Source organism: Microbacterium sp. MYb72 (genome assembly GCF_002979415.1).
GTDB lineage: Bacteria > Actinomycetota > Actinomycetes > Actinomycetales > Microbacteriaceae > Microbacterium > Microbacterium natoriense.
Map to the genome: position 1 here is coordinate 54,372 of NZ_PCOT01000013.1, position 26,395 is coordinate 80,766.

The following is a 26,395-nucleotide window of genomic DNA, read 5'->3' on the forward strand; positions in this document are numbered from 1 at the left end:
GCGGCGGAGCACGACGGTCCTCGACTGCTGCTGTGCCGCGTACAATGGGGGCACGAGCATCGATCCGGCCATCACCGGGGAGCTCTCGGAAGAACGCATCGACAGGCTGAGCCTGCCGGGGCCAGTAGAACCGAGCGGGGCAGGCCCGTCACAGCCGCAGTGAGAGTGGCCCCGCCGTGAGGCGCGGTAAGCGAGGTGGTACCGCGGTCCGCGAGGATCGTCCTTGCAGCAGCATCCGCCACGACGATCACTGCGAGACGACATGACCTACCCGCGTTCCTCCTTCGGCCCCGCCGCCGATCAGGCTGCCTCCGTCGCACCGAGCCCCCGCTTCCCCGCCATCGAGCGCGAAGTGCTCGACTTCTGGGAGTCCGACCAGACGTTCCGCGCCTCTATCGAGCAGCGCGAGGGCGCCGACGAATGGGTCTTCTACGACGGCCCTCCGTTCGCGAACGGCCTGCCGCACTACGGCCACCTGCTCACCGGGTACGCGAAGGACGTGTTCCCGCGCTTCCAGACGATGCTCGGCAAGAAGGTCGACCGCGTCTTCGGCTGGGACACGCACGGTCTGCCGGCGGAGCTCGAGGCGATGAAGCAGCTCGGCATCACCGAGAAGAGCGAGATCGAGGACATGGGGATCGACGTCTTCAACGCGAAGGCGAAGGACTCGGTGCTCACGTACACGCGCGAGTGGCAGGACTACGTCACGCGTCAGGCGCGATGGGTCGACTTCGACCGCGGCTACAAGACGCTCGACCTCGGCTACATGGAGAGCGTGCTCTGGGCGTTCAAGACCCTGTACGACAAGGGTCTCGCCTACGAGGGCTACCGCGTGCTGCCGTACTGCTGGCGCGACGAGACGCCCCTCAGCGCCCACGAGCTGCGCATGGACGACGACGTCTACAAGGACCGTCAGGACCCGTCCGTCACGGTGTCGTTCCCGCTGATCGGCGCGGAGGCCGAGCAGCTCGACCTCGCCGGGGTGCGGGTGCTGGCCTGGACGACCACCCCGTGGACGCTCCCGACCAACCTCGCGCTCGCCGTGGGGCCCGACATCGAGTACGTCGTCGTGCCGGCGGGGCCGAACGGCGCCTCCGAGGGCGTCGACGGTGCGCGCTACCTGCTCGCCCGCGACCTGCTCGGCGGCTACGCGAAGGACCTCGGCTACGAGGATGCCGCGGCCGCTCTGGACGCCGCGAGCGGAACCGTCAAGGGTGCGCTGCTCGGCGGTCTCCGCTACGAGCCCCTGTTCTCGTACTACGCCGACACCGAGACCTACGGCACGCAGAACGCGTGGCAGATCCTCGTCGACGACTACGTCACGACCACCGACGGCACGGGCGTCGTGCACCAGGCGCCCGCGTACGGTGAGGACGACCAGCGGGTGGCCGAGGCCGCCGGCATCCCGACCATCCTGTCGCTCGACGACGGAGGGCGCTTCCTCCCGAACGTCACCGACGTCGCCGGCGAGCTGTGGATGGACGCGAACACGCCGCTGATCCGTCTGCTCCGCGCCGAGCAGCGCCTGGTCCGCGAGCAGAGCTACGTGCACTCCTACCCGCACTGCTGGCGCTGCCGGAACCCTCTGATCTACAAGGCCGTCTCGAGCTGGTTCATCCGCGTCACGGACCTCAAGGACCGGATGCTCGCGAACAACGAGCAGATCACCTGGGTGCCCGAGAACGTCAAGCACGGTCAGTTCGGAAAGTGGCTCGAAGGCGCCCGCGACTGGTCGATCAGCCGCAACCGCTACTGGGGCTCGCCCATCCCGATCTGGAAGAGCGACGACCCGGAGTACCCCCGCGTCGACGCCTACGGTTCGCTGGAGGAGCTGGAGCGCGACTTCGGAGCGCTGCCGCGCAACCCCGAGGGCGAGATCGACCTGCACCGTCCGTACATCGACGACCTCACGCGTCCGAACCCCGACGACCCCACCGGTACGAGCACGATGCGCCGCATCGAGGACGTCTTCGACGTGTGGTTCGACTCGGGCTCGATGCCGTACGCGCAGGTGCACTACCCGTTCGAGAACCAGGAGTGGTTCGATTCGCACGCCCCCGCCGACTTCATCGTCGAGTACATCGGGCAGACGCGCGGCTGGTTCTACGTGATGCACGTGCTGTCGACCGCGCTCTTCGACCGCCCCGCGTTCACGGGTGTCAGCTGCCACGGCATCGTGCTGGGCAGCGACGGGTACAAGATGTCGAAGTCGCTGCGCAACTACCCGGACGTGTCGGAGGTCCTCGACCGCGACGGCTCCGACGCGATGCGCTGGTTCCTCATGTCGAGCTCCGTGCTCCGCGGCGGCAACCTCGCCGTCACCGAGGAGGGCATCCGCGCCGGCGTGCGCGAGTTCCTGCTGCCGCTGTGGAACTCCTGGTACTTCTTCGCGACCTACGCCAACGCGGCGACCGAGGGCGGCTACGAGGCGTCGTGGCGCACCGACTCGACGGATGTGCTCGACCGCTACATCCTTGCCCGCCTCGGCGATCTCGTGCGCGACGTCCGCGTCGACCTCGAGGGACTCGACTCCACCACGGCGTCCGCTCGCCTGCGCGACTTCGCGGAGGTGCTGACCAACTGGTACATCCGCCGCTCGCGCGACCGGTTCTGGGAGGGCTCGAGCACCGAGGCGTTCGACACGCTCTACACGGTGCTCGAGACGCTGTGCCGCGTGGCGGCGCCCCTCGTGCCGCTGGTGAGCGAGCGCGTGTGGCAGGGACTCACCGGCGGGCGCAGCGTGCACCTGCAGGACTGGCCCGATGCCTCCGCGTTCCCCGCGGCCGATGAGATCCGTGATGCGATGGACGCCGTGCGTGAGCTGTCCAGCGTCGGCAACGCGCTGCGCAAGAAGGAGAAGCTGCGCGTCCGTCTGCCGCTCGCGCGGCTCACGGTCGTCTCGCCGCTCGCCGCGACGCTCGGCCAGTTCGAGGACATCCTCCGCGAGGAGCTGAACGTCAAGTCCGTGGAACTCGTGGAGCAGACCGAGACCACCGCATCCGAGTACGGCATCGACCACCGCCTCAGCGTCAACGCGCGAGCCGCCGGCCCTCGCCTGGGCAAGGACGTGCAGAAGGCGATCCAGGCCGCCCGCAGCGGCGACTGGTCGGAGACCGACGGGGTGGTGACCGCGGGCGGCATCGCCCTCGAGCCCGCCGAGTACGAGCTCGTGCTGGAGACGACGGGGCGCCCCGAGGGCGAGGCGCTCGCGATCGTGCCGACCGGCGGCTTCGTGCTGCTCGACACCCGGACCACTCCCGAGCTCGAAGCCGAGGGCCTGGCGCGCGACGTCATCCGCGCCGTGCAGGAGACCCGCAAGAACGCGGGCTTCGACGTCAGCGACCGGATCCGTCTCGACCTCCGATTCGACAGCGATGCGGATGCGGATGCCGTGGCAAGCGCGTTCGAGATCGCCGATGTCGCGGGGGAGACCCTCGCGCTCCAGCACGGCGTCCACCGCGGTGGAGTCGCGCTGCCCGCCGCGGAGTTCGAGGCCGTCATCTCGACGGGCACCTACGCCAACACGGGCGACTTCACGGTCGCCGTCAGCCGGATCGGAGGAGCAGCATGAGCGCGCGCGAGCGGGCGGATGCCGTCTACGAGGCTCTGCTGAGCCGGGCGGGGGAGCGCTGGGTGCAGCCGCGCAAGGAGCGCGTCGCCCGCATCCTCGCCTTCCTCGACGACCCGCAGAAGACGTACCGGGTCGTGCACATCACGGGCACGAACGGCAAGACGTCGACCGCGCGGATGATCGAGAGCCTGCTGCGGGCGCACGACCTGCGCACCGGACTGTTCACGAGCCCGCATCTGGAGCGCTTCACCGAGCGCATCATGATCGACGGCGAACCGATCTCCGACGAGGCCGTCGCCGACGCCTGGGACGAGATCGAGCCCTTCGTCGGGATCGTCGACGCCGAGCTGGAGGCCGCGGGCGATGCGCCGCTGACGTTCTTCGAGCTGCTCACCGTGCTCGCCTTCGTGGCCGTGGCGGATGCTCCGGTCGACGTGCTCGTGCTGGAGGTCGGCATGGGGGGCGAGTGGGACTCGACGAACACCGCCGACGGCGACGTCGCGGTGTTCGCGCCGATCGACATCGACCACGCCGACCGCCTGGGAGACACGATCGCCGCGATCGCCCAGGTGAAGGCGGGGATCATCAAGGAGGGCGCAGCGGTGGTCTCCGCGCAGCAGCCCGCCGAGGCGGCCGAGGTCCTCCGTCGGGTCGCCGCTGAGAAGAACGCGGACATCTCGTTCGAGGGCGAGGAGTTCGGACTCACCGAACAGAAGCTCGCCGTCGGCGGGCAGCTGCTGACGATCCGCGGGCTCGCGGGGGAGTACGCCGAGGAGTACCTGCCCCTCTACGGGGCTCACCAGGGCCACAACGCCGCCCTGGCCGTCGCGGCCGTGGAGTCGCTCATCGGGGGCGGCGCCAAGCCGATCGCGTCAGACGTGGTCACCGACGGCCTGCAGTCCGCGACCTCTCCCGGCCGCCTGCAGCTGCTCGGCATCGCTCCGACCGTGATCGTCGATGCCGCGCACAACCCGCACGGCGCCGCCGCCCTCGCGCAGGCGCTGGATGACAGCTTCGACTTCGACGAGTGGGGTGTCGTGCTCGGCGTCCTCGCCGACAAGGACGCCGCAGGGATCGTGGCGAAGCTCGCCCCGGTCGCCGCGCACGTCTTCGCGACCGCTCCCGAGTCCGATCGCGCCAGCGACGCCGACGCGATCGCGGACCTCGTCGAGCAGACGGGGCACCGTGCCACCGTGCATCCGACCCTCGCCGAGGCCGCCGACGCGGCTCGCGAGTGGGCGGCCTCGTCGGATCGGCGCGCCGTCGTGATCGCGGGCTCCGTGGTGCTCGCGGGTGAGGCGATCGCCCTCGCCGAGGAGGAGGACTGGAAGTCGGGGTGGCGCGCGTGAGCGCGGCATCCGCTCCCGCGCGCTCTCCTCGACCTCCGCGCACCCTCGTGCAGAAGCTGGCGCCGGTTGTGCTCGGCTTCGAGTCGATCGTCGTGTTCCTCGCCGGACTCACGGTGTTCGGGTTGAAGGCGCTCCCCGACGGCGTCGAGCCGTGGTGGGGGATCGTCGGCGGCGGCATCGTCGCTCTCGCCTGCATCGCCGTGGCCGGCATGATCACCCGTCCGTGGGCGATCACCGCGGGCTGGGTGATCCAGGCGGTCATCGCGCTCTCCGCGGTCCTCGTGCCCGCCATCCTGCTCGTCGTCGTGATTTTCGGCGGCATGTGGGCGTATGCGACGATCGTGGGGGCGCGCGTGGACGCACGACGTCCCTCCGACCCGCAGAACTCGACTCAGACCACGCAGACCTCAGACACAGAGAGTGAATGACATGGCCACCGAAGAAACCCTCGTCCTCGTCAAGCCGGACGGCGTCGCCCGCGGCCTCACCGGAGCGATCCTGGCGCGCATCGAGGCGAAGGGCTACGCCCTCGTCGACATCCGTCTCGTCGACCCCGACCGCGACCTCCTCGCCGCGCACTACGCCGAGCACGAGGGCAAGCCGTTCTACGAGCCGCTGCTCGAGTTCATGCTCTCCGGTCCGTCGGTGGCGATCCGTCTCGCGGGCAACCGCGTGATCGAGGGCTTCCGTTCCCTCGCGGGCACCACCGACCCGACCACGGCGGCCCCCGGGACGATCCGCGGCGACTTCGGCCGCGACTGGGGCCTCAAGGTGCAGCAGAACCTCGTGCACGGCTCGGACAGCCCCGAGTCCGCCGCCCGCGAGCTCGGCATCTGGTTCGACTGAGCCCGCCCTCCGCAACGAGAGAGCCCTCCCGCATCTTCGCGATGCGGGAGGGCTCCTTCGTCTCCGTACGAGGTTCAGAAGATGATGCGGATCATCTCGCCGATGAAGTCGATGCCCTTGAGCTGAGCCATGGCGATGATGATCGCGTAGGCCACGATCGCGGCCAGCGGGACCCACGCCATGAGGCTCCCCGCGCGCTCCTGGACCTTCTCGTTCCGGGTGAAGGTGCCGTTGCGGGTGAGATGCAGCATCGTCGCGAAGAAGGTGGGGATGGTCACGGCCCAGGTCACCATGCACCACGGGCAGAGGACGACGAGGTCGTAGATGCTCTGCGAGATCAGCCAGCAGACGAACCCGAAGGCGAAGGTGATGCCGGCGCCGAAGATCGCCCAGAACCACCGGGGGAAGCGCGCTCCGGCGAGAACGGCCACACCGATCACGAGGGGCGCCATCCAGCCGGTGAGGCCGAGGATCGGGTTCGGGAAGCCGAAGACCGATCCCTGCCAGGAGAGGAGGTTCTTGCCGCACTGGATGAACGGGCTGATATCGCAGCTGAGACTCGCCTCGGGGTTCTCCATGATCACGAACTTCTCGATCGTGAGCTGGAACGCGGCGAACCAGCCCACCACACTCGCGACGATCAACCAGATTCCGTAGCCGATGGGGCGGGTGCGCTGCTCGCTCATATGTGGATTATCACAGCGATTGCTATGCGCCCGACGAGAACGCGCCAGCGGCGCGCGAGGAGGTGGATGCCGCGAACACGCCCACATGGTGCGATAATGGCCTGTGATGCACCGCTCGGCACACGCCGTGGCACGCATCGACGCAGACTTCGGGGCCGTATGCCCCACGTGATCAGAGCCGTGAGCCGGTCACACACCGAGTGAGTTCGCGGCACCTGCGGGTGCCGCATGAGATTTCGCGAGGCACCGGGTGCCGCGCGCGAGGAGTTCGCCAGAGATGGCCGATGAGACCAATGACTACGACGCCCCTACCCTCGACTTCTCTGCGGATGCTGACGCACCCGCAGAGGTAGTCGTCGACGCTGCGGAGGACGCTGAATCCTCCGAGGCGACCGACGCCCCCGAGGTCGACGCCCCCGCCGATGCGGCCGAGGCAGACGCCCCCGAGGGGGATGCCCCGATCGCCGGCACTCCGGAGCCCGACACTGCCGAGGCCCCAGAGGGTGACGCTCCTGAGGCGGCTGACGCCTCCGAGGCCGACGCCCCGGCCGCTGACGCCCCCCGCTCGTCGAGCGAGGACGGCGGAGCCGACCGAGACGAGACGCCCGCTGCGACGGACGAGCCCGGTGCTCCGGCATCCGCTGCCGCCGACGCGGCAGACGCCCAGCCCGCCGCCGTGGAGTCCGCACCCGTCGAGGAGCCGTCTGTTCCCGCCGCGGAGCCGAAGGCCGAAGCGCCTGTCACGGTGGAGGAGCCCGCTGCTCCCGCGCCGGTGACCGCGGTGTCGCTCGGCCTGCTGCCCGAGGTGTTCGTCTCGCAGGTGTCCACGCAGCTGCACTTCTACGCTCCCGAGTTCGTTCCGCTCCCGGCACGCCCCGGTCGCGTCTTCGACCGCATCGCCGAGCGCGACCCGCAGCGCGAGCCTGAGGAGTCGGCATCCGCACGAGGACGCCGTCGCCGCCGTGGAGGCTCCGAGGGCGATGACGAGCGGTCCGAGCCCCGTCAGCCGCGCCAGCGCGTCGTCGAGTACATCACCGAGCCGAAGGCGATCAAGGGATCGACCCGCCTGGAGGCGAAGAAGCAGCGCCGCCGCGACGGTCGCGATGCCGGTCGCCGCCGTCCCGTCGTGACCGAGGCCGAGTTCCTCGCTCGCCGCGAGTCCGTCGACCGCAAGATGGTCGTCCGCTCCAAGAACGGCCGCACCCAGATCGGCGTCCTCGAAGACGGCGTGCTCGTCGAGCACTACGTCGCCCGCAACCAGGACGCGTCGCTGATCGGCAACGTCTACCTCGGCCGCGTGCAGAACGTGCTCCCGAGCATGGAGGCCGCCTTCGTCGACATCGGCCGCGGCCGCAACGCCGTGCTGTACTCCGGCGAGGTCGACTGGGACGGCGTCGAGACCGGCAACCAGCCCCGCCGCATCGAGCTCGCGCTCAAGCCCGGCGACCGCGTGCTCGTCCAGGTCACGAAGGACCCGGTCGGCCACAAGGGCGCCCGCCTCACCAGCCAGATCTCGCTCCCCGGCCGGTACCTCGTGTACGTGCCCGGCGGATCGATGAACGGCATCAGCCGCAAGCTGCCCGACAACGAGCGCGCGCGACTCAAGCGCATCCTCAAGGAGGTGCTCCCCGAGTCCTCCGGCGTGATCGTCCGCACGGCGGCAGAGGGCGCCACCGAGGAGCAGCTGACGCGCGACGTGCAGCGCCTCACGACCCAGTGGGAGCACATCCAGAAGCAGGTGGAGAACCAGCAGGCTCCCGCGCTGCTGCACGCCGAGCCGGATCTGCTCGTCAAGATCGTCCGCGACGTCTTCAACGAGGACTTCACGAAGATGCTGATCCAGGGCGACGAGTCGCAGCGCACCATCCGCGCCTACCTGGAGAGCGTCGCCCCCGACCTGCTCGAGCGTGTGGAGTCGTACGAGGACGAGACCGACCCGTTCGACGCGTTCCGTATCACGGAGCAGATCGAGAAGGCCCTCGACCGCAAGGTCTGGCTGCCCTCCGGCGGCTCCCTCGTGATCGACCGCACCGAGGCCATGACGGTCGTCGACGTCAACACCGGAAAGTTCGTCGGCTCCGGGGGAAACCTCGAGGAGACCGTCACCAAGAACAACCTGGAGGCGGCAGAGGAGATCGTCCGCCAGCTGCGACTGCGCGACATCGGCGGCATCATCGTCGTCGACTTCATCGACATGGTGCTGGAGTCGAACCGCGACCTCGTGCTGCGCCGTCTCATCGAGTGCCTCAGCCGGGACCGCACGAAGCACCAGGTCGCCGAGGTCACCTCGCTCGGCCTCGTGCAGATGACCCGCAAGAAGCTCGGCCTCGGCCTCCTGGAGACCTTCAGCGAGGCGTGCGAGGTCTGCGCCGGCCGCGGTGTCATCGTGCACCACGACCCCGTCGTGAAGCACCGAGCGCCGTCGAACGGGAACGGACAGCAGAACCGTCGCCAGCGCGGCAACTCCGCGCCGGCCCAGAGCGCGCCGCCGGCCCCGAACGTGACGCACAGCATCCCCGAGGGCGCGAAGTCGGCCCTCGCGCAGATCGCCGCATCGACGCTCGCCCCGAACGCGGAGGGGGCGACGGATGCCGCCGCGCCTGCCGTCGAGCAGACCGCGGCGCAGGAGCGTCCGAAGAAGGCCCGCAAGAAGCGCGGGTCCGATCGGAAGGCGCCGAAGTCGCCCGCCGAGCAGCTGCTCGATTCGGTGCTGGACGCCCTTCCCGAGCCGAAGGCGCCCGGTCAGGGCCGCGGCCGTCGTCGGGTGACCACGGCGGCTCTCACGGGCACGCCCGTATCGGTGAACTCCGAGTCGTCAGCTCCGGTCGCGGGCGGGGACGCGCAGTCCTGAGGCGATCAGCCTGCGCACCAGCTCCTTGCCGCCGACGTGCTGAGCGCCGGCGGCGATGAGCCGGGGGATCATGTCCTCCGGCACGTCGTAGTGGTCGAGGTCGAAAGCGCGCTCCGGCACGCTCAGAGACCTCGCGAAGGCGTGCAGCTCGTCCAGGCTCTCATCGCTCACGAGATGCGCCCACAGGCGCCCGTGCGCGGGCCAGAGCGGATCATCGACGAGCACGGTCATGCTGTCAGCCTACGACCGGACACACCCCGCAGGACGTTTTGCGACACCGCCCGGCATCCGGTAAAGTAGTCCCTTGGTGCGTATGCCGCCCCGTCCTCGACGGTCGGTGCGGAGAGTCTTGCGTTCGCACCCGTCGCCCCGCGATGAATGCAAGCAACAGTCTTCCCGTGAGATTCTCGGAGCACCGTGCTCCCCAACGAAACAGGTATGAAGTGGTTTACGCAGTAGTGCGCGCCGGTGGGCGGCAGGAGAAGGTCGAGGTCGGCACGATCGTTCAGCTCGACCGTGTTCAGGCTGCCCAGGGCGAGAAGATCGAGCTGCCCGCTGTGCTGCTCGTCGACGGCGCCACGGTGACCACCGACGCTGACAAGCTCGCGAAGGTCAAGGTCACGGCAGAGGTTCTCGGCAACCTCCGCGGCCCGAAGATCATCATCCAGAAGTACAAGAACAAGACCGGCTACAAGAAGCGTCAGGGCCACCGCCAGGAGCTCACGCGCGTCAAGATCACCGGCATCAAGTAAGACCGAGGAGACCCAGGACATGGCACACAAAAAGGGCGCAAGCTCCACCCGCAACGGTCGTGACTCCAACGCACAGCGACTCGGCGTCAAGCGCTTCGGCGGCCAGCAGGTCCTCGCCGGCGAGATCATCGTCCGCCAGCGCGGCACGCACTTCCACCCCGGCGTGAACGTCGGCCGTGGTGGCGACGACACGCTGTTCGCTCTCGCCGCCGGTGCGGTCGAGTTCGGCGCGAAGGGCGGCCGCAAGGTCGTCAACATCGTCGCCGCTGCTGAGTAATCGCAGCACGACACATCTACATCCGATTCGGGGCGGGCTTCGGCCCGCCCCGAATTCGTCTATGAGGAGAGAGACATGGTCACCTTCGTCGACACCGTGACGCTGCATCTGCGCGCGGGCAAGGGCGGCAACGGCTGTGTCTCCGTGCACCGCGAGAAGTTCAAGCCGCTCGGAGGCCCCGACGGCGGCAACGGCGGAAACGGCGGCGACATCGTGCTCGTCGCCGATCCGCAGACGGGCACCCTGCTGTCGTATCACCACTCGCCGCACCGCTCCTCCGGCAACGGCGGCCCCGGCATGGGCGACCACCGCTCCGGATTCCTCGGCGAGACGCTGGAGCTTCTGGTTCCGGTCGGCACCGTGGTGAAGAACCCCGCGGGCGAGGTCCTGATCGACATGATCATCCCGGGGGAGCGCTTCGTCGTCGCCGCGGGCGGACAGGGCGGTCTGGGCAATGCGGCCCTCGCCACTCCTAAGCGCAAGGCTCCGGGCTTCGCGCTCCTCGGCACTCCCGGCTACGAGGGCGATGTCGTCCTCGAGCTCAAGACCGTCGCCGACGTCGCTCTCGTGGGCTACCCGTCGGCTGGCAAGTCGAGCCTGATCGGCGCGATCTCCGCGGCGCGCCCGAAGATCGCCGACTACCCGTTCACGACGCTGCACCCCAACCTCGGCGTCGTGCAGCAGGGCGACTTCCGGTACACGGTCGCCGATGTGCCCGGTCTCATCGAGGGTGCGAGCGAGGGGCGCGGGCTCGGCCTCGAGTTCCTCCGTCACGTCGAGCGCTGCTCCGCGCTGCTGCACGTCCTCGACTGCGCCACTCTCGAACCGGGGCGCGACCCGATCTCCGATCTCGACGTCATCCTCGCCGAGCTCGCCGCATACGAGGTCCCCGAGGGGCAGACTCCGCTCCTGGAGCGCCCGCAGCTCATCGCTCTGAACAAGGTCGACGTGCCGGAGGCCCGCGATCTCGCCGAGCTCGTGCGCCCCGAGCTCGAGGCCCGCGGCTTCCGCGTGTTCGAGATCTCCACGGTCTCCCACGAGGGGCTCCGTCCGCTCACCTTCGCGCTGGGCGAGATCGTCGACAAGCACCGGGCCGAGGCCGCTCTCGAGACGCCGCCGGAGCGCGTCGTCATCCGCCCTCGGGGTTCGAAGAAGGACTTCTCGATCCGCGTCGAGGGCGGCACGTACGGCAACATCTACCGCATCCTCGGCGAGAAGCCGGTGCGCTGGGTGCAGCAGACCGACTTCCAGAACGAGGAGGCCGTGGGCTTCCTCGCCGACCGACTCGAGAAGCTGGGCGTCGAGGACGAGCTGTTCCGTCTGGGCGCCGTGCAGGGCTCCACCGTCGTGATCGGCGAGGGCGACAGCATCGTCTTCGACTGGGAGCCGACGATGACCTCCGCCGCCGAGCTGATGGCGGCTCCTCGTGGCACCGACCCGCGTCTGGCGCCGAACGCGCGCCGCACCACCTCCGAGCGTCGTGAGCAGTACTACGAGCGCATGGATGCCAAGGCCGAGGCTCGTGCGGAGGTGGAGGCTCAGCGTCTCGCGGCATACCGCGAGGATGAGAAGTGACCGCCCGCACCAGGGCGGACATCGCGACGGCGTCCCGCATCGTCGTCAAGGTGGGGTCCTCGTCGATCAGCGGTGAGGCCTCGTGGCGGATCCCGGTTCTCGTGGAGGCTCTCGCCGCCGCTCACGCGCGGGGGTGCGAGGTCATCCTCGTCTCCTCCGGCGCCATCGCCACCGGCATCCCCTTCCTCCGCCTCGACGCGCGGCCGACCGACCTCGCCACGCAGCAGGCCGCAGCGGCCGTCGGGCAGAACATCCTCGTCTACCGGTATCAGGAGGCCATGCGCCCCTTCGACATCGTCGCGGGGCAGGTGCTCCTCACCACGGGCGACCTGGAGAACCCGACGTCGCGCAGCAACGCCCGACGGGCGATGGAGCGGCTTCTCGGACTGCGCATCCTCCCCATCGTGAACGAGAACGACACCGTGGCCACGCAGGAGATCCGCTTCGGCGACAACGACCGGCTGGGAGCGCTCGTCGCACAGCTGATCGAGGCCGACGCGCTCGTGCTGCTCAGCGACATCGAGTCGCTGTACACGAAGCCGCCGACCGACCCCGGTGCCGAGCCCATCGACGTCGTCGCTCCCGACGCCGACCTGTCGGGTCTGGAGTTCGGCTCGACGGTCGTCAACAGCGTCGGCACCGGGGGAGCGGCCACCAAGGTCTCCGCCGCGCGGCTCGCGGCGGCATCGGGGATCGGCGTTCTCGTGACGAGCGCCGACCTCGTCGACCAGGCCCTCGCCGGCGCCGAAATAGGGACCTGGTTCGCGCCCGCGGTCTCCTAGACTGACGGGATGACCGACCTGACCCCGCAGGTGCGCCTGGAGCGCGCCAAGGAGGCCTCCCGCGCCACCGCCGCGCTCACCAGCGACGACAAGACCCGCGTCCTCGAATCGATCGCCGTGGCGCTCGAGCAGAACGCGCCGCGCATCATCGAGGCGAACGCCGCGGACATCGTCCGGGGTCGGGAGAGCGGCATCGGCGAATCGCTGATCGACCGGCTCCGTCTCGACGAGAAGCGGGTGTCGGCCCTCGCCGCAGCCGTCCGCGAGGTCGCCGCCCTCGCCGACCCCGTCGGCAGGGTCGTCGGAGGGCATCGGATGCCGAACGGCGTCTCGCTCGAGCAGGTCAGGGTCCCGTTCGGGGTCGTCGGCGCGATCTACGAAGCGCGCCCCAACGTCACGGTCGACATCGCCGCTCTGGCGCTGCGTTCCGGCAACGCCGTCGTCCTCCGCGGCGGCAGCGCCGCCCTGGAGTCGAACACGGTCCTCGTCGCGATCATGCGCGAGGCGCTCGAGAGCGCCGGCCTCACCGCCGAGGCCATCCAGACCGTCGACGATTTCGGTCGCGACGGCGCCAAGGCCCTCATGCACGGCCGCGGGTTCATCGACGTGCTCGTGCCCCGCGGCAGCGCCGGCCTCATCGAGACCGTCGTCACCGAGTCCACCGTCCCCGTCATCGAGACCGGCGCTGGCGTCGTGCACATCGTGCTCGACGAGAGCGCGCCCGACGACTGGGCGCGCGACATCGTCGTGAACGCGAAGGTGCAGCGTCCCAGCGTGTGCAACGCGGTCGAGACGGTGCTGGTGCACCGCCAGGCAGCCCCGCGCCTCATCCCTCTCGTCGCGAGCGCCCTGCAGAGCGAGGGCGTCGCGATCCACGGAGACGACATCGTCGCAGGGCTCGTGTCGAACGTGATTCCGGCGACCGAGGAGGACTGGGCGACCGAGTACCTCAGCCTCGACATCGCGATGAAGGTCGTCGACTCGCTCGACGACGCGCTGGAGCACATCCGGCGCTACAGCACCGGCCACACCGAGTCGATCATCTCCACCGATTCCCGCAGCATCGAGCGCTTCCTGGCGGAGGTGGACTCCGCCGTCGTGATGGCGAATGCCTCCACGCGCTTCACCGACGGCGGGGAGTTCGGGTTCGGCGCCGAGGTGGGCATCTCGACGCAGAAGCTGCACGCACGAGGTCCGATGGGGCTCGCCGAGCTGACCAGCACGAAGTGGTTGGCGCGTGGATCAGGGCAGACCCGCGGCTGAGGACTAGACTAGGGGGCGCTGTACCGCCCGAAGGTCATGAATTGGAGCCAGGATGAACCTCGTCGCACAGATCGCGATGGCCGCCGCCGAAGCCGAGCATGAGGGCAACATCCCGCTCGAGACCGTGATCTTCGGCATCGTCGCCGTGATCGTGTTCACCGCGCTCGCGCTGGTCACGCTCTCTTACAAGAACGTCGCCAACCGCCACTCGGCGAAGGCCGAGGCGTTCGCGGCGAAGCACGGCAAAGACGGCCACGAGGCAGGACACGGCCACTAGGCCCACATGAGCACCACGACCTCGCGCCCGGCGCGCATCGGCGTGATGGGCGGGACGTTCGATCCGATCCATCACGGGCACCTGGTTGCCGCCAGCGAGGTCGCGCACTCCTTCGGCCTCGACGAGGTCGTCTTCGTGCCGACGGGAGTTCCCTGGCAGAAGTCCGACGTCACGCCCAGTGAGCACCGCTATCTGATGACCGTGATCGCGACGGCATCCAACCCGCAGTTCACGGTCAGCCGGGTCGACATCGACCGGGAGGGCCCGACCTACACGATCGACACCCTGCGCGACCTCAAGCGCGACCGGCCGGATGCGGAGCTCTTCTTCATCACCGGAGCCGACGCCGTGGCGCAAATTCTCAGTTGGAGGGACCATGATGAGTTGTGGGAGCTGGCCCATTTCGTCGCGGTCTCTCGCCCAGGGCATGTCCTGAGCACAGACGGCCTCCCACCCGGTGACGTCAGCCAGCTCGAGGTTCCGGCGCTGTCGATCTCATCGACGGCCTGCCGTGAGCGGGTGCACGACGGAGAGCCGGTCTGGTACCTCGTTCCCGACGGGGTCGTTCAATACATCGCGAAGCATCATCTGTATCGGAGCAAGGCATGAGTACATCGGATCAGCAGGAGCAGGGTCCGCTGACGCGAAAGCAGCTGCGGGAGATCCGGTTGACGGGTTCGACCCCGGTCATCACGGAGGAGGAGGCCGCGGCCGCCGCCGCGGCGCCGACGATCCCCCCTGCACCGCCGCTTCCGCGTGCCGCCGAGCCCGTCGAGGTCGCGCCCGCTCCCGTCGCGGATGCCGATGCCGATCCGGGCTCCGCGCCGCTCACGCGCCGACAGGCCCGCGAGCAGGAGCGCATCAAGACCGCCTCCGTGCCGGTGATCGGCGGAGACGCCGAGAATGACAGCACTGCGGATGCCGCGGACGACGCCGTCGAGGTCGAGGCCGTCGAGGTCGAGGCTGTCGAGGAAGCTCCGGCCGAGGAGATCGTCTCAGCTGTTCCCACCTTCGCTCCGCCTGTCTCGGGCTCTTCCGACGACGACCTCGACGAGGACCTGGGCGATCAGGTCGACGTCGCCCCCGTGAGTGCGGCGGCGGCCGTCGAGACCGCCGGCGACGTGCCGATGCACGCCGACGCCGAGAGCGCTGCAGAGCCCGTCGAGATCGACCTGGGGCACGTCGATGACGATCCCGTTGTGGCCGTCGCCGCCCTCGGCATCGAGGTCGAGGAGCCGGAGGATGAGCACGACGAGGATGACGTCCTCGCCGACGCCGCGGCGGGGGATGACGACGTCATCTCCGAAGACGAGCGCCCGACCGTCAGCCCCGAGTTCGGCAGCGGACTGCTCGCCGATGACGCCGAGGCACAGAAGCTGACCGTGCCGTCGTTCGACGAGCTGCTCACGTCGAACGACTCCAGCGGCTCCCAGCACTCCGCCTCCAACACCCTGATCTTCAACCCTCCGTCGGGGGAGGCCACGCTCGACGGTCCTGTCGCGTCCACGGGCGAGATCCTGGTCACCGGCTCCTACGAGCTGCCCCAGGGCATCGGCTCGCAGGGCCACGCACACGGCATCGCCGACGGCAAGGAGGTCGACGCCGTGCTCATCGACGGAGAGCTGCCTCCTGCGTCCTCTCCCACACCGATCGCCGCCAGCTCGGCGATCAGCACCATCAAGCCCGCCGGCGAGGTCATCCGCCCGCCGGCGCCCGAAAAGGGCAACAAACTCATGCTCACCCTGATAATCGTGGCGGGTGGTCTCGCCCTCGCGGTGGGCGTCGTCGTGGTCATCGCTCTCACCACGAAACTGATCTGATCTGATGCAATCACCTGAAACCGCCGAAGAGATGCTGCAGCTCGCAGTAGACGCCGCCGTCAGCAAGGGCGGAGAGGATCTGGTCGCGCTCAACGTGTCGGAGCCGCTGCCGCTCGTCGACATCTTCCTGCTCGTCACGGGCAACAGCGAGCGCAACGTCGCCGCCATCGCCGACGAGATCGAGGACAAGCTCATCGAGTCCGGGCACAAGCGGGTCCGTCGTGAGGGACGTGCGGAGGCCCGCTGGGTGCTGCTCGACTTCGGCGACCTGATCGTGCACGTCTTCCACCAGGAGGAGCGGGTCTACTACGGCCTCGAGCGCCTGTGGAAGGACTGCCCCGTGGTCCCGTTCGAGCTCGCCGCCGACCCCGCCTGACATGGCTGCGCACCTGATCACCGGAGCGGGCTCCGGCATCGGTGCGGTGGTCGCCCGTCGGCTGCTCGACCGCGGCGACGAGGTGATCCTGCTGGTCAGGGATGCCGGGCGTGCCCGTCAGCTCGCCGAGCGGTTCCCCGGTGCGTCCACGCTCGTCGGTGACCTCGCCGTTCCGGGGCGCCTGTCGTGGGCGCTGTCGAAGCAGGCTCTTCCCGATCGGCTCGACTCGCTGATCCACGTCGCGGGCGTCGTCGACCTCGGTTCCGTCGCCGACCTTCCGCCCTCGCTGTGGGAGCAACAGCTCGCGGTGAACCTGGTGGGACCGGCCGAGCTGACGAGGCTCCTCCTTCCGGTGCTGCGGGTGTCGCAAAGCCGTGTGGTGTTCGTCAACTCCGGTGCTGGGCTGCACGCCCATGCCGGATGGTCGGCGTACGCCGCCTCAAAGCACGGTCTGAAGGCCCTGGCCGACGCTCTGCGGGCCGAAGAGGCCGAGCACGGGGTCAAGGTCACCTCGATCTACCCGGGGCGCACAGCGACGCCCATGCAGGAGCGCGTGCACCAGCAGGAGGGGCGTGAGTACGATCCCTCGCGGTTCATCGCCCCCGAGTCCGTCGCCGAGACGATCCTCCTGGCGCTCGATCTCGCCGACGACGCCCACCTCACGGAGCTGACGGTCCGACCGAACGGCTGAGAGACGCTGTCTCGGAGCGGCCCGGATGTCAAGGGTCTTCCGTCGCCGCATCCGCTGGGCGAGACTCCCTCACGGGGAGAGAGTCTTGGAGGGCCCACCAGATGTCCGTCGATCCTGATCCGCGCTTCGTGTTGCATCGCCTCACGCCGTCCGAGTGGGTGATCAACGACCTGCGCTACGAGGCGGACGACACCCGGCATGTCGTCGCCTGCGTGTACGAGCTCGCCCCGACGGAGGTCGAGGTGGTGTGGCTCCGGGAGCTCCCGCTGTCGAGCACCTACGGCACCCCGTTCGAGGTGCTCGAGCAGATCGAACGGATCCAGGGGACGAGCAGAGCGACGCGGCCGGTGCCGATCCCGCACCGCCCGCCGCCTCGGGCGCGCTGACGCGGAGACGGGAAAAGCCCCTGGCGAACCAGGGGCTTTCTCGGTGGACCTGAGGGGACTCGAACCCCTGACCCCCTGCATGCCATGCAGGTGCGCTACCAGCTGCGCCACAGGCCCATCTGCTTCCCCGAACCTTCCGGGGCAACTCGAAAAGCGTACTACAGGTGTCGGCATCAGCACCAATCCGGCGCTCGATCCCGGGCGCGTCGTTCTAGGCTGGGCGCATGACGAGCATCCACGCGATCACCCCGGCCGACTTCGACGAGTGGTTCGCGCTGTGGAACGGATACCTGACGTTCTACGAGTCCGATGTGGCGGAGGAGATCTCGCGCACCACGTTCCGTCGGATCACCGAGGATCAGGAGCTCCACGGGGCGCTCGTACGCGACGACGAGGGTCGCGCGATCGGCCTGGTGCACTGGCTCACCCACGCGGCGACGTGGAGCCCCGCGGGCTACTGCTACCTCGAAGACCTCTTCGTGGTGCCCGACGTCCGCGGCGGCGGAACGGGGCGCGCTCTCATCTCGCACGTGCAGGACTGGGCGCGGGCGCACGGCTCGTCCAAGGTGTACTGGCTCACGCAGGAGGGCAACACCACCGCTCGACGCCTCTACGACAGCGTCGCGACGCACACCGGCTACACCCACTACGAGATCGACCTCTAGGAACAACCCGGATGCTGCGGATGTTGACCTCGGCGTGAGCATCCTCGACAGTCTCGTGATCGGCGCCGGCCAGGCCGGCCTGTCGACGTCGTACCATCTGATGCGCCTCGGCGTCCGTCACGTCGTGCTCGACGCCGACGATGAGCCGGGCGGAGCGTGGAGGCACCGCTGGGACGCCCTGACGATGCGCGATGTGCACGGGGTGGCCGAGCTCCCCGGAGACACGCCGCCGCCGCGAGACGATCAGCGAGCCAACCAGGCGGTGCCCGCGTACTTCGCAGCGTACGAGCGGGCGCACGCGCTGCCCGTCGTGCGACCGGTCCGGGTGGACCGCGTGGACGATGAGGACGGCATCCTCGTGGTCAGGGCAGGTGATCGCGAGTGGCGGACCCGCACGCTGGTGAACGCGACCGGCACGTGGACCCACCCGTTCCTGCCTCACTACCCGGGCATGGAGACCTTCCTCGGCGAGCAGCTGCACACCGTCGACTACCCGGGTCCCGCGCATTTCGTCGGCAGGCGCGTGCTGGTCGTCGGCGGGGGAGCGTCAGCCGTGCAGTTCCTCGGCGCGCTCGCCCCGCTCACCGAGACCCTGTGGGTCACCCGTCGTGAGCCCGTGTGGCGCACCGACGACTTCACGCCGGAGGCGGGCGCCGCCGCTGTCGCCCTGGTGGAGCAGCGCGTGGCACGCGGGCTCCCGCCCCAGAGCGTCGTGAGCGTCACCGGCCTCATGCTGCGACCCCAGGAGCGCGAGGCCGAGAGGCTCGGCGCCTATGCGGCTCGGCGCCCGATGTTCGAGCGCATCGAGCCGGACGGCGTTCGCTGGGCCGACGGGTCCTTCGAGCGCGTCGACGTCATCCTCTGGGCGACGGGGTTCCGGCCAGCGATCGGCCACCTCGCACCACTGCACCTGCGCTCCGCGGCGGGCGGCATCCAACTGGACCGCGGCGGTCGCGGCACGACGTCCGTGGCGGACCCCCGCGTGCAGCTCGTCGGCTACGGCCCCTCCGCGAGCACCATCGGCGCGAATCGCGCAGGGCGTTCCGCCGCGAAGGGCGTCCAGCGAGTGCTCATGGCGAAGCCGGCCGAGAGCACGACCGCGCGCTGACCCAGGCGTCCCTGTACTTGTGGGCTCGCGCCGATATTCTGGGGCGATGCTGCGCATCGCGTTCCTGATCATCTGGCTGCTGCTGTCGGCCTGGCTCGTCGTATGGACGGGTGAAGGGCTGTTCGGGGTGAACCAGCGCGAGTCGATCCTGCCCTTCTCGGGAGAGGACACGCTGGGAGGGCCGATCCTCATCGGCGTCGCCTGGGGCCTGATCCTCACGTTCGGGGGAACGATGTCGGGTCTCGGGCGCCGCAAGCGGGTGCGCGGCGACTCGCAGATCGGCGTCGGCCGCATCGTCGAGGTGACCCGCACCGGTCTCACGGTGAACGACGTGCCGCAGTACGACATCTTCATCCGCGTGGCGCCGGGCTCCGGTGGGGAGTTCGTCAGCCAGCTGCGGATGCTCGTCGACGCGACCGACGCCGGGAGCCTGCAGGTGGGCCAGCCGATCCCGGTCCGCTACAGCCTCACCGACCAGGACACCGTCGAGCTGGCGGACATGACCGATCCCGTCGTGCGCGAGGCGATGCTGACGTGGCGCATCGAGCGAGGGCTCCTCGACCCGCGTCTCGTGCGGGCGCGGACGACCGGCACGCAGGTCCCGGCATCGGTCCTGGCGATGCGGCCCACCGGCCGACGCCTCGAAGGGCAGAGCGAGCTCGCGCTCACGGTGCTGATGGCTCCGGAGGGCGCGGCGACCTGGGAGGCCGACACCACCGCGTTCGTCTACCCCGAGGCGCTGTCGCACTTCCAGGTCGGCGCGCCCCTGTGGGCGTTCTACCGCCGGGAGGATCCGCAGACCGTGGCGGTCACCGTCGAGAAGGAGGCGGGGCGATGAACGTGCTGGACACCCTGATCTGGCTGGTGAACTTCCCGGCATCCCACGGCTACGCGATGGTGTTCATCGCGGGGTTCTCGATCCTCGGCCTCTTCGCCATGTCGGTGAGCGGTGCGAGCCCGGTGAGCGCGCTGCGCCGGGTCAGGGAGCGCGAAGGGCTGCTGCACGATCAGCGCCCTCCCCGTGGTCGCACCTGGGGTCGCGTCATGCGGATCGCGTTCCGCATCCTCGCCTTCCTGATGCTCGCGAACCTCGTGATCGGCATCCTGAGCCTCACCGGGGTGCCGGTGACCCGGGCCTACATCTACGAGCACGGCGAGACCGCGCAGGCGACGAGAGACGGCGACTGGGTGACCTTCACGGCATCCAATGGGGTCGAGTACACGCTGGAGAGCAACTTCTTCACGCCCGCCGTGTACCCCGACCGCGACGTCTACCTCCCCTCCGGGGATCCGGTCACCGTGCGCTACCTGCCCGGCCATCCGCAGGCGTTCGTGATCGACAGCGCGAGAGGGCAGCGCTGACGTCGGAACACGAGCGTAGGGTGAGAGCATGTCCCGCGTCATCGTCTTCGGCGGCCACGGCCGTATCGCGCTCCTGCTCGCACCACTCCTCGTCGCCCGCGGCGATGAGGTGACCTCCGTCATCCGGAATCCCGACCACGTCGCAGAGGTCGAAGCCGGGGGAGCGCACGCCCTCGTCGCCGACGTCGAGAGCCTCGACACGGCGGCCCTGGCAGAGCTCATCCGGGGGCACGACGCCGTCGTCTGGTCGGCCGGCGCCGGCGGGGGCGATCCGCAGCGCACCTACGCCGTCGACCGCGACGCGGCGATCCGCACGATGGATGCCGCGGCCATCGCCGGGGTGCGCCGATACGTGATGGTGTCCTGGCTCGGGTCGACCGCCGATCACGGCGTCCCCGAGGGAGCGGACTTCTTCCCCTACGCCGACGCGAAGTGGGCGGCCGACGAGCACCTCCGCGGCACCGACCTGGAAGGCACGATCCTCGCCCCGGGCACGCTGACGTTCGACGAACCCACCGGGCGGATCCGGATCGATCCCGATGGCCGAGGGGCGGTGTCGCGGGCCGACGTCGCCGCGGTGATCGTCGAGACCCTCTCCGACATGTCGACGATCGGCCGCACGATCCGCTTCGGCAACGGCACCCCCGAGGCCTCGGCGCCGATCGTCGAGGCACTGTCGAGCTGATGCGCGTGCGGCGCGCCCGGTGGCTCTCGGTCGCGGCGGCCATCCTGCTCACGGGGCTGTGCACTCCGGCGCTCGGTGCCGCCGCCTCTTCGCCTCCACCCGCGACGACGGCTCCGCCCACCACTGTGTCCGCGCCGACCCAGGACGGACCCGGTGCGGATGCCGCTCGGACGGTCGAGGGCATGACGACCGCCGAGCAGGCGGCGAGCGTCGTCATGGGGCACATCCCCTCGACGGATGCCGCCGCGCTGACCGCCTACATGTCGCAGGGCCTCGGCGGGTTCATCCTGATGGGTGCGAACATTCCCGCGACCTCCGCCGAGCTGGAGACGCTGACGGCTGCTCTCGTCGTCGACCCGTCCCTGCCGCCGCTCATCGCCGTGGACCAGGAGGGAGGCCTGGTCTCCCGTCTCCCGGCCGACGACTACGCATCTTCACGGACGCTGAAGGGCCTCCCCGTGGCGGCGACCTCCGCCGCGTTCTCCGCCCGAGGCGCTCTCGTCGCCCAGTCGGGTATCGACGTGGACTTCGGCACGATCGCCGACGTGACCGCCGACCCCTCGTCGTTCATCTACGGGCGCGCACTCGGCACGGATCCCCAGGGCGCCGCGGAGAGGGTCTCCGCGGCGACGACCGCCCAGGAGTCGTTCGTCGCGTCGACGCTGAAGCACTTCCCGGGGCACGGGGCGGCTCCCGGGGACTCGCATCACGCCATCCCCACGACCGACGAGAGCCTCGAGCAGTGGCGGGCATCCGATGCCCTGCCCTTCATCGCCGGCGTCGACGCGGGGGCGTCCCTGCTCATGTTCGGGCACCTGGCCTACACCGCAGTCGACGCCGCGCCGGCTTCCCTCTCGGCGCGCTGGCATGAGATCGCCCGTGACGAGCTGGGTTTCCGCGGGGTGATCGTGACCGACGATCTCGGGATGCTGCAGTCCTCCGGCATCCCCGAGTACCGTGATCCCGTCGCCAACGCTGTGGCGGCCCTCGCGGCGGGCAACGACCTCGTGCTGATGGTCGCGGGCTCCACACCCGAGACCGCGGGGCAGATGGTCGCGGGCATCGTCGCCGCCGTCGAGAGCGGGACGCTCTCCGCAGAGCGCCTCGCCGACGCCGCGACGCGCGTGCTGGCCCTGCGCCTGCGACTGTCGGCGACGTCGGCCGACTGGACGCTGTGCCCTACGTGCGAACCGGTGAGCTGAGCCAGGCGTCGAGCAGGGCCGAGCGCAGCGCTGCGCCGCGCTCGGCGAATCCGCGCTGGCGTCGCACGTACTCCGCCTTGCCCTCGGCGGTCTCGATGGGCACGGGCACGACATCCCACGCCGACAGATCGTACGGGGCGGCCTCCATGTCGAGGAGCCGGATGTCGCGGGCGAGCTCGAACGCGTCGAGCAGCAGCTCTCCGGGGACGAGAGGCCCGAGCTTCATGGCCCACTTGTACAGGTCCATGCCCGCGTGCAGGCACCCCGGCTGCTCGAAGAGCGGCTGATCCTCGCGGGTGAGCGATCGGCGGTTCCGCGGTACGGCCTCGGGGGTGAAGAACCGGAACGCGTCGAAGTGCGTGCAGCGCAGATCGTGGTTCTCGACGACGGCATCCGTTCCCGCCTGTCCGAGTCGCAGCGGCACGGGGTGCCTGTGCTCCTCCTGCCGGTACACCATGGCCCACTCGTGCAGCCCGAAGCAGCCGAACTGGCCGGGTCGTGATGCAGTGCGCCGCAGCATCCGCTCGATGAGGGCCGCGAGCTCCGGCTTGTCGGCCGCGAAGGCGGACGCGTCCGGCATCAGACCCGATCCCGCGGGGGTGTACCACCGCCAGCCGACGCGCTCGGGGGCGTCATCGATGACGACGCCGGCCCCGGGGTGCCAGCGACGCAGCTGCGCGGGCTTGTAGGCGTAGTACGTGAAGAGGAAGTCCCACACCGGGTGCTTCTCGCGACGGGACGCACGATCGCGGTGCGCCGCGGTGAGGGCGTCCGCTCTCCGCTGGTGCGCCTGTTCGCGCTCCGTCCACTCGGACCGGGTGAGGGACATGTCAGTGCAGGATGCCGGCTTCGCCGAGCAGATCGCGCAGACCGGCGCCGTCCTCCGCGCTCACCCAGGGCGCGACGTGCTCGGAGTGCTCCTCCTTGCCGGTGCGTCCTCCGGCGAGGACCGCCTCGGCGGGGAGGAGTCGACGGATCGCGACGCCGGCGACGGAGTCGGGGTGCTCGTCCATGAACTCGGAGTAGATGGACTCGTCGTGCTGCCCGTCGTCGCCGATGAGCAGCCACTGCACGTGGGGGAACTCGGAGGCCAGACGGCGCAGGTTGGTGAGCTTGTGCTCGCGCCCGCTGCGGAACCACCGGTCGTGCGTCGGACCCCAGTCGGTGAGCAGCATCGAGCCCGTCGGGAACAGATGCCGCCCGAGGAAGCGGGTGAGCGTCGGAGCGACGTTCCAGGCACCGGTGGAGAGGTAGACCATGGGGGCGCCGGGATGCTGGCGCAGCAGCTGGTCGAGCAGCACCGCCATGCCCGGTACGGGGAGGCGGGCGTGCTCGTCGACGACGAAGGAGTTCCACGCGGCGATGAACGGGCGGGGGAGCGCGGTGACCATGACGGTGTCGTCCACGTCGGACACGACGCCGAAGCGGGTCTCCTCCCCGACGATGAACGCGGTGGCGTCGACGGGAGGCTGCCCCTCGACGGAGACGGTGAACGTCTGCCAGCCGGCGGGGAGGTCGGCGTCGATGACAGCGTCGATCACGCCGCCGCGGTCGGCCACCACGTCATGGGTCGCGTCTCCGATCCGCACCGTGACCTTCGCGAAGCTCACGGGGATGCTGACGAAGCTGCGCCAGCCGCGGACGCTCGCCGGTTCGCCGTCTCGTGTGCGGCGCTGCGGCGGGACGATGAGCACCCGCCCGACCACACGAACCCAGCCGGGACCCCCGTAGCCGGGGAACGGGACGATCGTGGCGGTGCGTCCCCGACGGCGCGCTCGACCCTCTCGCCACACGTGGAAGCGGTGCTCGAGACGGGCGAACCAGTGGATCCTGGGGGCCGGGGGTGCAGAGGCCATTGCCTCAGTCTTTCACGTCGGCGCCCGCGTCCGCTTCCGTGGTGTCGAGGTGACGCGCCTCGAGGCGGGTCAGCACCTTCTTGCCCACGACGATGAGTATGAGGAACAGCGCGATGACGCCGACGAAGATGTACCCCGCGAAGTGCACGCGGTCGACCATCTCGCGGAAGCTCCCCGCGGCGAGGGAGGTCACGCTCACATAGGCCGTCGCCCACAGCAGGCAGGCCGGCGCGGTCCACGCGAGGAAGCGCCGATAGGAGTAGCCGCTCATCCCCACGGTGAGCGGCACCAGGGAGTGCAGCACGGGAAGGAAGCGGGAGAGGAAGATCGCGATGCCTCCACGACGGGCGAGATAGGTCTCCGCCCTGACCCAGTTGTGCTCGCCGACCTTCCTGCCGATCCAGGACGTGCGGATGTGGGGGCCGAGCCAGCGGCCCAGCACGAAGCCGATGCTCTCGCCGATCAGCGCGCCCACCACGACGGCGATCACCATGGCGATGGCCTCGGTCGGGCTGGAGACGCCCATCGACGCGATGATCACCACGGTGTCTCCGGGGAAGATGAGCCCGATGAGGATGCTCGTCTCGAGCATGACCGCCAGTCCCGCGATCAGGGTGCGTGCGACCGGATCGATCGACTGCACGGTGTCGAGAAGCCAGAGCAGGAACCCATCCATGTCATGAGAGTACGGGAGGCACCGGGATCTAGGCTGGAAAGGTGCCCGAACGACTGACCGCCCGAGCGCTGCCCGGCGACGCGGATCCGGCGGCCCTCTTCCTCGCGCTCGAAGCCGTGTGCCCCGATGTCTTCTGGCTCGACGCCGGCGCAGCGGCGCAGGAGGGCTGGAGCTTCGTCGGAACGGGTGGGGTCTCGTCGCTGCCCGACGCCGTGCGGGTGGACGGTGCTGCGGCCTCCGGCATCCCCTTCCAGGGTGGATGGGTCGGATGGTGCGACTACGAGTCCGGTGCGCGCACGGCGGGGGCCCCGACGGCGGACGCCGAGGGCGACGCGTGGCTGCGGGTGACCAGGGCCGCAGCCTTCGAGCACGCCACGGGTCGGGTCTGGGCGCTCGCCGACGATGAGGACCTCGACGAGTGGTCGGCGTTCGTGTCGGAGCGCAGGACGCCGCCGCCCGTTCCCCCTGTCACGACGGCGCTGCGCACGGCCGAGGCCCGGCACACCCCTGGCGAGTACGCGGACCTCATCGAGCAGTGCCGAGAGCTCATCAGGGCCGGCATCGCGTATCAGCTGTGCCTCACCACGCGCTTCACCGTCAAGGGACCGCAGGACGAGGTCGGCTCCTACCTGCGGCTGCGTGCCGCGACGCCCGCCCACCACGGCGGGTTCCTGCGGATCGGCGGGCGTGCCCTGCTGAGCGCGAGTCCAGAGCAGTTCCTCCAGGCGAGCGGCGGAGTCATCCGCACCAGGCCGATCAAGGGCACCCGCCCGCGCAGCGCCGATCCGGAGACGGATGCCGCGCTCGCCGCGGAGCTGCAGGCAGACCCCAAGGAGCGCGCCGAGAACGTCATGATCGTCGACCTCATGCGCAACGACCTCTCGCGCGTGTGCGAGCCGGGGTCGATCCGCGTCGACGGACTGTGGGTCGTGGAGAGCTATCCGGCGGTGCACCAGCTCGTCAGCACGGTGAGCGGAACCGCCGCCGCGGGCACCACGGTCGGCGACCTGCTGGCCGCGACGTTCCCCGCAGGCAGCATGACCGGTGCGCCCAAGCTCTCCGCCATGACCCGGCTGCACGACCTCGAAGGCGGACCCCGCGGCGTCTACGCGGGGTGCTTCGGCTACGTCGGCGTGAACGGCGACGTCGACCTCGCGATGGTCATCCGCAGCATTCTGATCGATGATGAGAAGGCGGTGGTCGGCGCGGGCGGCGGGATCACCTGGCGCTCTGTCGCGGCATCCGAGGTGGCGGAGGTGGCGACCAAGGCGCGAGCCCCGCTGGCGGCCCTCGGCGCGGAAACGCCCGCGCTCTGGGGTTCCGATATCCTGAACTGATC

General features: G+C 69.8%; 28 protein-coding genes and 1 tRNA gene. 23 read left to right on the top strand and 6 right to left on the bottom strand.

What is annotated here, in order from left to right; all coding sequences use genetic code 11:
• Positions 1–262 precede the first annotated feature (262 nt).
• Genes ileS through ndk form a run of 4 tightly spaced genes read left to right on the top strand, consistent with a single transcriptional unit; the run spans position 263 to position 5,766 of the window.
• Positions 263–3,571 (top strand): isoleucine--tRNA ligase, encoded by a 3,309-nt coding sequence (gene ileS / locus CQ047_RS09205; RefSeq protein WP_105674467.1) that lies wholly within the window; start codon positions 263–265, stop codon positions 3,569–3,571.
• Positions 3,568–4,920 (top strand): folylpolyglutamate synthase/dihydrofolate synthase family protein, encoded by a 1,353-nt coding sequence (locus tag CQ047_RS09210; protein ID WP_105674469.1) that lies wholly within the window; start codon positions 3,568–3,570, stop codon positions 4,918–4,920. Before ileS ends, CQ047_RS09210 begins: the two co-directional genes overlap by 4 nt.
• A complete protein-coding gene (locus tag CQ047_RS09215; RefSeq protein ID WP_105674471.1) occupies positions 4,908–5,348 on the top strand; it encodes a DUF4233 domain-containing protein in 441 nt (146 codons plus the stop codon). The genes CQ047_RS09210 and CQ047_RS09215 overlap by 13 nt, the downstream gene beginning before the upstream one ends.
• 1 nt (position 5,349) lies before the next feature.
• Entirely contained in the window at positions 5,350–5,766 is a 417-nt protein-coding gene (ndk, locus tag CQ047_RS09220) for a nucleoside-diphosphate kinase (protein ID WP_102192635.1), read from the top strand.
• Between the two features lie 74 nt (positions 5,767–5,840).
• Here the strand turns inward: ndk and CQ047_RS09225 are convergent, their stop codons facing one another.
• Positions 5,841–6,452 carry a vitamin K epoxide reductase family protein gene (locus CQ047_RS09225; RefSeq protein WP_105674473.1) on the bottom strand — a complete coding sequence of 204 codons (612 nt, stop codon included), beginning with the start codon at positions 6,450–6,452 and terminating at the stop codon, positions 5,841–5,843.
• Between the two features lie 277 nt (positions 6,453–6,729).
• Between CQ047_RS09225 and CQ047_RS09230 the strand changes: the two genes are divergently transcribed.
• The gene (locus CQ047_RS09230) at positions 6,730–9,303 is read left to right on the top strand and encodes an Rne/Rng family ribonuclease (RefSeq protein ID WP_105674475.1); all 2,574 of its coding nucleotides are present in this window, start codon (positions 6,730–6,732) and stop codon (positions 9,301–9,303) included.
• Here the strand turns inward: CQ047_RS09230 and CQ047_RS09235 are convergent.
• Positions 9,268–9,534 carry a DUF4031 domain-containing protein gene (locus CQ047_RS09235; protein ID WP_105674477.1) on the bottom strand — a complete coding sequence of 89 codons (267 nt, stop codon included), beginning with the start codon at positions 9,532–9,534 and terminating at the stop codon, positions 9,268–9,270. The genes CQ047_RS09230 and CQ047_RS09235 overlap by 36 nt on opposite strands.
• Before the next feature lie 212 nt (positions 9,535–9,746).
• Here CQ047_RS09235 and rplU point away from each other — a divergent pair, with 212 nt between their 5' ends.
• The 11 genes from rplU (at position 9,747) to CQ047_RS09290 (ending at position 17,502) form a co-directional block, all read left to right on the top strand.
• Positions 9,747–10,055 carry a 50S ribosomal protein L21 gene (gene rplU, locus CQ047_RS09240; protein WP_181155890.1) on the top strand — a complete coding sequence of 103 codons (309 nt, stop codon included), beginning with the start codon at positions 9,747–9,749 and terminating at the stop codon, positions 10,053–10,055.
• A 19-nt stretch (positions 10,056–10,074) separates the two neighbouring features.
• A complete protein-coding gene (gene rpmA, locus CQ047_RS09245; RefSeq protein WP_017202370.1) occupies positions 10,075–10,332 on the top strand; it encodes a 50S ribosomal protein L27 in 258 nt (85 codons plus the stop codon).
• A 75-nt stretch (positions 10,333–10,407) separates the two neighbouring features.
• Positions 10,408–11,907, top strand: coding sequence for a GTPase ObgE (gene obgE / locus CQ047_RS09250; protein ID WP_105674481.1), 1,500 nt, complete (start codon positions 10,408–10,410; stop codon positions 11,905–11,907).
• Positions 11,904–12,689, top strand: a complete 786-nt coding sequence (proB, locus tag CQ047_RS09255; RefSeq protein ID WP_105674483.1) for a glutamate 5-kinase — start codon at positions 11,904–11,906, stop codon at positions 12,687–12,689. Before obgE ends, proB begins: the two co-directional genes overlap by 4 nt.
• Before the next feature lie 9 nt (positions 12,690–12,698).
• Positions 12,699–13,952 (top strand): glutamate-5-semialdehyde dehydrogenase, encoded by a 1,254-nt coding sequence (locus CQ047_RS09260; RefSeq protein WP_105674485.1) that lies wholly within the window; start codon positions 12,699–12,701, stop codon positions 13,950–13,952.
• Positions 13,953–14,004: 52 nt separating this feature from the next.
• Positions 14,005–14,229: a hypothetical protein gene (locus CQ047_RS09265; RefSeq protein ID WP_105674487.1), complete on the top strand. Its 225-nt coding sequence runs from the start codon at positions 14,005–14,007 to the stop codon at positions 14,227–14,229.
• A gap of 6 nt (positions 14,230–14,235) precedes the next feature.
• Positions 14,236–14,838, top strand: a complete 603-nt coding sequence (nadD, locus tag CQ047_RS09270) for a nicotinate-nucleotide adenylyltransferase (protein WP_105674489.1) — start codon at positions 14,236–14,238, stop codon at positions 14,836–14,838.
• Positions 14,835–16,049 (top strand): hypothetical protein, encoded by a 1,215-nt coding sequence (locus CQ047_RS09275; protein WP_105674491.1) that lies wholly within the window; start codon positions 14,835–14,837, stop codon positions 16,047–16,049. The genes nadD and CQ047_RS09275 overlap by 4 nt, the downstream gene beginning before the upstream one ends.
• Positions 16,050–16,053: 4 nt before the next feature.
• Complete coding sequence (gene rsfS / locus CQ047_RS09280; protein ID WP_105674495.1) at positions 16,054–16,425, top strand: ribosome silencing factor; 372 nt, start codon at positions 16,054–16,056, stop codon at positions 16,423–16,425.
• A 1-nt stretch (position 16,426) separates the two neighbouring features.
• On the top strand, positions 16,427–17,116 hold the full coding sequence (locus CQ047_RS09285; protein WP_105674497.1) for an SDR family oxidoreductase: 690 nt from the start codon (positions 16,427–16,429) through the stop codon (positions 17,114–17,116).
• A gap of 101 nt (positions 17,117–17,217) precedes the next feature.
• Entirely contained in the window at positions 17,218–17,502 is a 285-nt protein-coding gene (locus CQ047_RS09290; protein WP_105674499.1) for a hypothetical protein, read from the top strand.
• A 44-nt stretch (positions 17,503–17,546) separates the two neighbouring features.
• On the opposite strand, the gene CQ047_RS09295 is transcribed toward CQ047_RS09290, so the two are convergent.
• Positions 17,547–17,619 (bottom strand) — tRNA-Ala (locus CQ047_RS09295).
• 107 nt (positions 17,620–17,726) lie between these two features.
• Here CQ047_RS09295 and CQ047_RS09300 point away from each other — a divergent pair.
• Genes CQ047_RS09300 through CQ047_RS09325 form a run of 6 tightly spaced genes read left to right on the top strand, consistent with a single transcriptional unit; the run spans position 17,727 to position 22,524 of the window.
• The gene (locus CQ047_RS09300; RefSeq protein ID WP_105674501.1) at positions 17,727–18,167 is read left to right on the top strand and encodes a GNAT family N-acetyltransferase; all 441 of its coding nucleotides are present in this window, start codon (positions 17,727–17,729) and stop codon (positions 18,165–18,167) included.
• A gap of 34 nt (positions 18,168–18,201) precedes the next feature.
• Positions 18,202–19,275, top strand: a complete 1,074-nt coding sequence (locus CQ047_RS09305) for an NAD(P)-binding domain-containing protein (RefSeq protein ID WP_105674503.1) — start codon at positions 18,202–18,204, stop codon at positions 19,273–19,275.
• Between the two features lie 46 nt (positions 19,276–19,321).
• Positions 19,322–20,113, top strand: a complete 792-nt coding sequence (locus tag CQ047_RS09310) for a hypothetical protein (RefSeq protein ID WP_105674506.1) — start codon at positions 19,322–19,324, stop codon at positions 20,111–20,113.
• Complete coding sequence (locus CQ047_RS09315; RefSeq protein WP_105674508.1) at positions 20,110–20,637, top strand: hypothetical protein; 528 nt, start codon at positions 20,110–20,112, stop codon at positions 20,635–20,637. The genes CQ047_RS09310 and CQ047_RS09315 overlap by 4 nt, the downstream gene beginning before the upstream one ends.
• A gap of 28 nt (positions 20,638–20,665) precedes the next feature.
• Positions 20,666–21,322 (top strand): SDR family oxidoreductase, encoded by a 657-nt coding sequence (locus tag CQ047_RS09320; protein WP_105674510.1) that lies wholly within the window; start codon positions 20,666–20,668, stop codon positions 21,320–21,322.
• A complete protein-coding gene (locus CQ047_RS09325) occupies positions 21,322–22,524 on the top strand; it encodes a glycoside hydrolase family 3 N-terminal domain-containing protein (protein ID WP_105674512.1) in 1,203 nt (400 codons plus the stop codon). The genes CQ047_RS09320 and CQ047_RS09325 overlap by 1 nt, the downstream gene beginning before the upstream one ends.
• Here the strand turns inward: CQ047_RS09325 and CQ047_RS09330 are convergent.
• From CQ047_RS09330 to CQ047_RS09340, 3 genes are read right to left on the bottom strand one after another with little or no spacing between them, the layout of a single operon-like run.
• Positions 22,502–23,353 (bottom strand): 3-methyladenine DNA glycosylase, encoded by an 852-nt coding sequence (locus CQ047_RS09330; RefSeq protein ID WP_105674513.1) that lies wholly within the window; start codon positions 23,351–23,353, stop codon positions 22,502–22,504. The two genes, CQ047_RS09325 and CQ047_RS09330, sit on opposite strands and share 23 nt — an antisense overlap.
• Position 23,354: 1 nt before the next feature.
• Positions 23,355–24,380: an App1 family protein gene (locus CQ047_RS09335; RefSeq protein ID WP_105674515.1), complete on the bottom strand. Its 1,026-nt coding sequence runs from the start codon at positions 24,378–24,380 to the stop codon at positions 23,355–23,357.
• A gap of 4 nt (positions 24,381–24,384) precedes the next feature.
• The gene (locus tag CQ047_RS09340; protein ID WP_105674517.1) at positions 24,385–25,056 is read right to left on the bottom strand and encodes a DedA family protein; all 672 of its coding nucleotides are present in this window, start codon (positions 25,054–25,056) and stop codon (positions 24,385–24,387) included.
• A gap of 41 nt (positions 25,057–25,097) precedes the next feature.
• Between CQ047_RS09340 and CQ047_RS09345 the strand changes: the two genes are divergently transcribed.
• Positions 25,098–26,393, top strand: a complete 1,296-nt coding sequence (locus CQ047_RS09345) for an anthranilate synthase component I family protein (RefSeq protein ID WP_105674519.1) — start codon at positions 25,098–25,100, stop codon at positions 26,391–26,393.
• Positions 26,394–26,395: the final 2 nt, after the last annotated feature.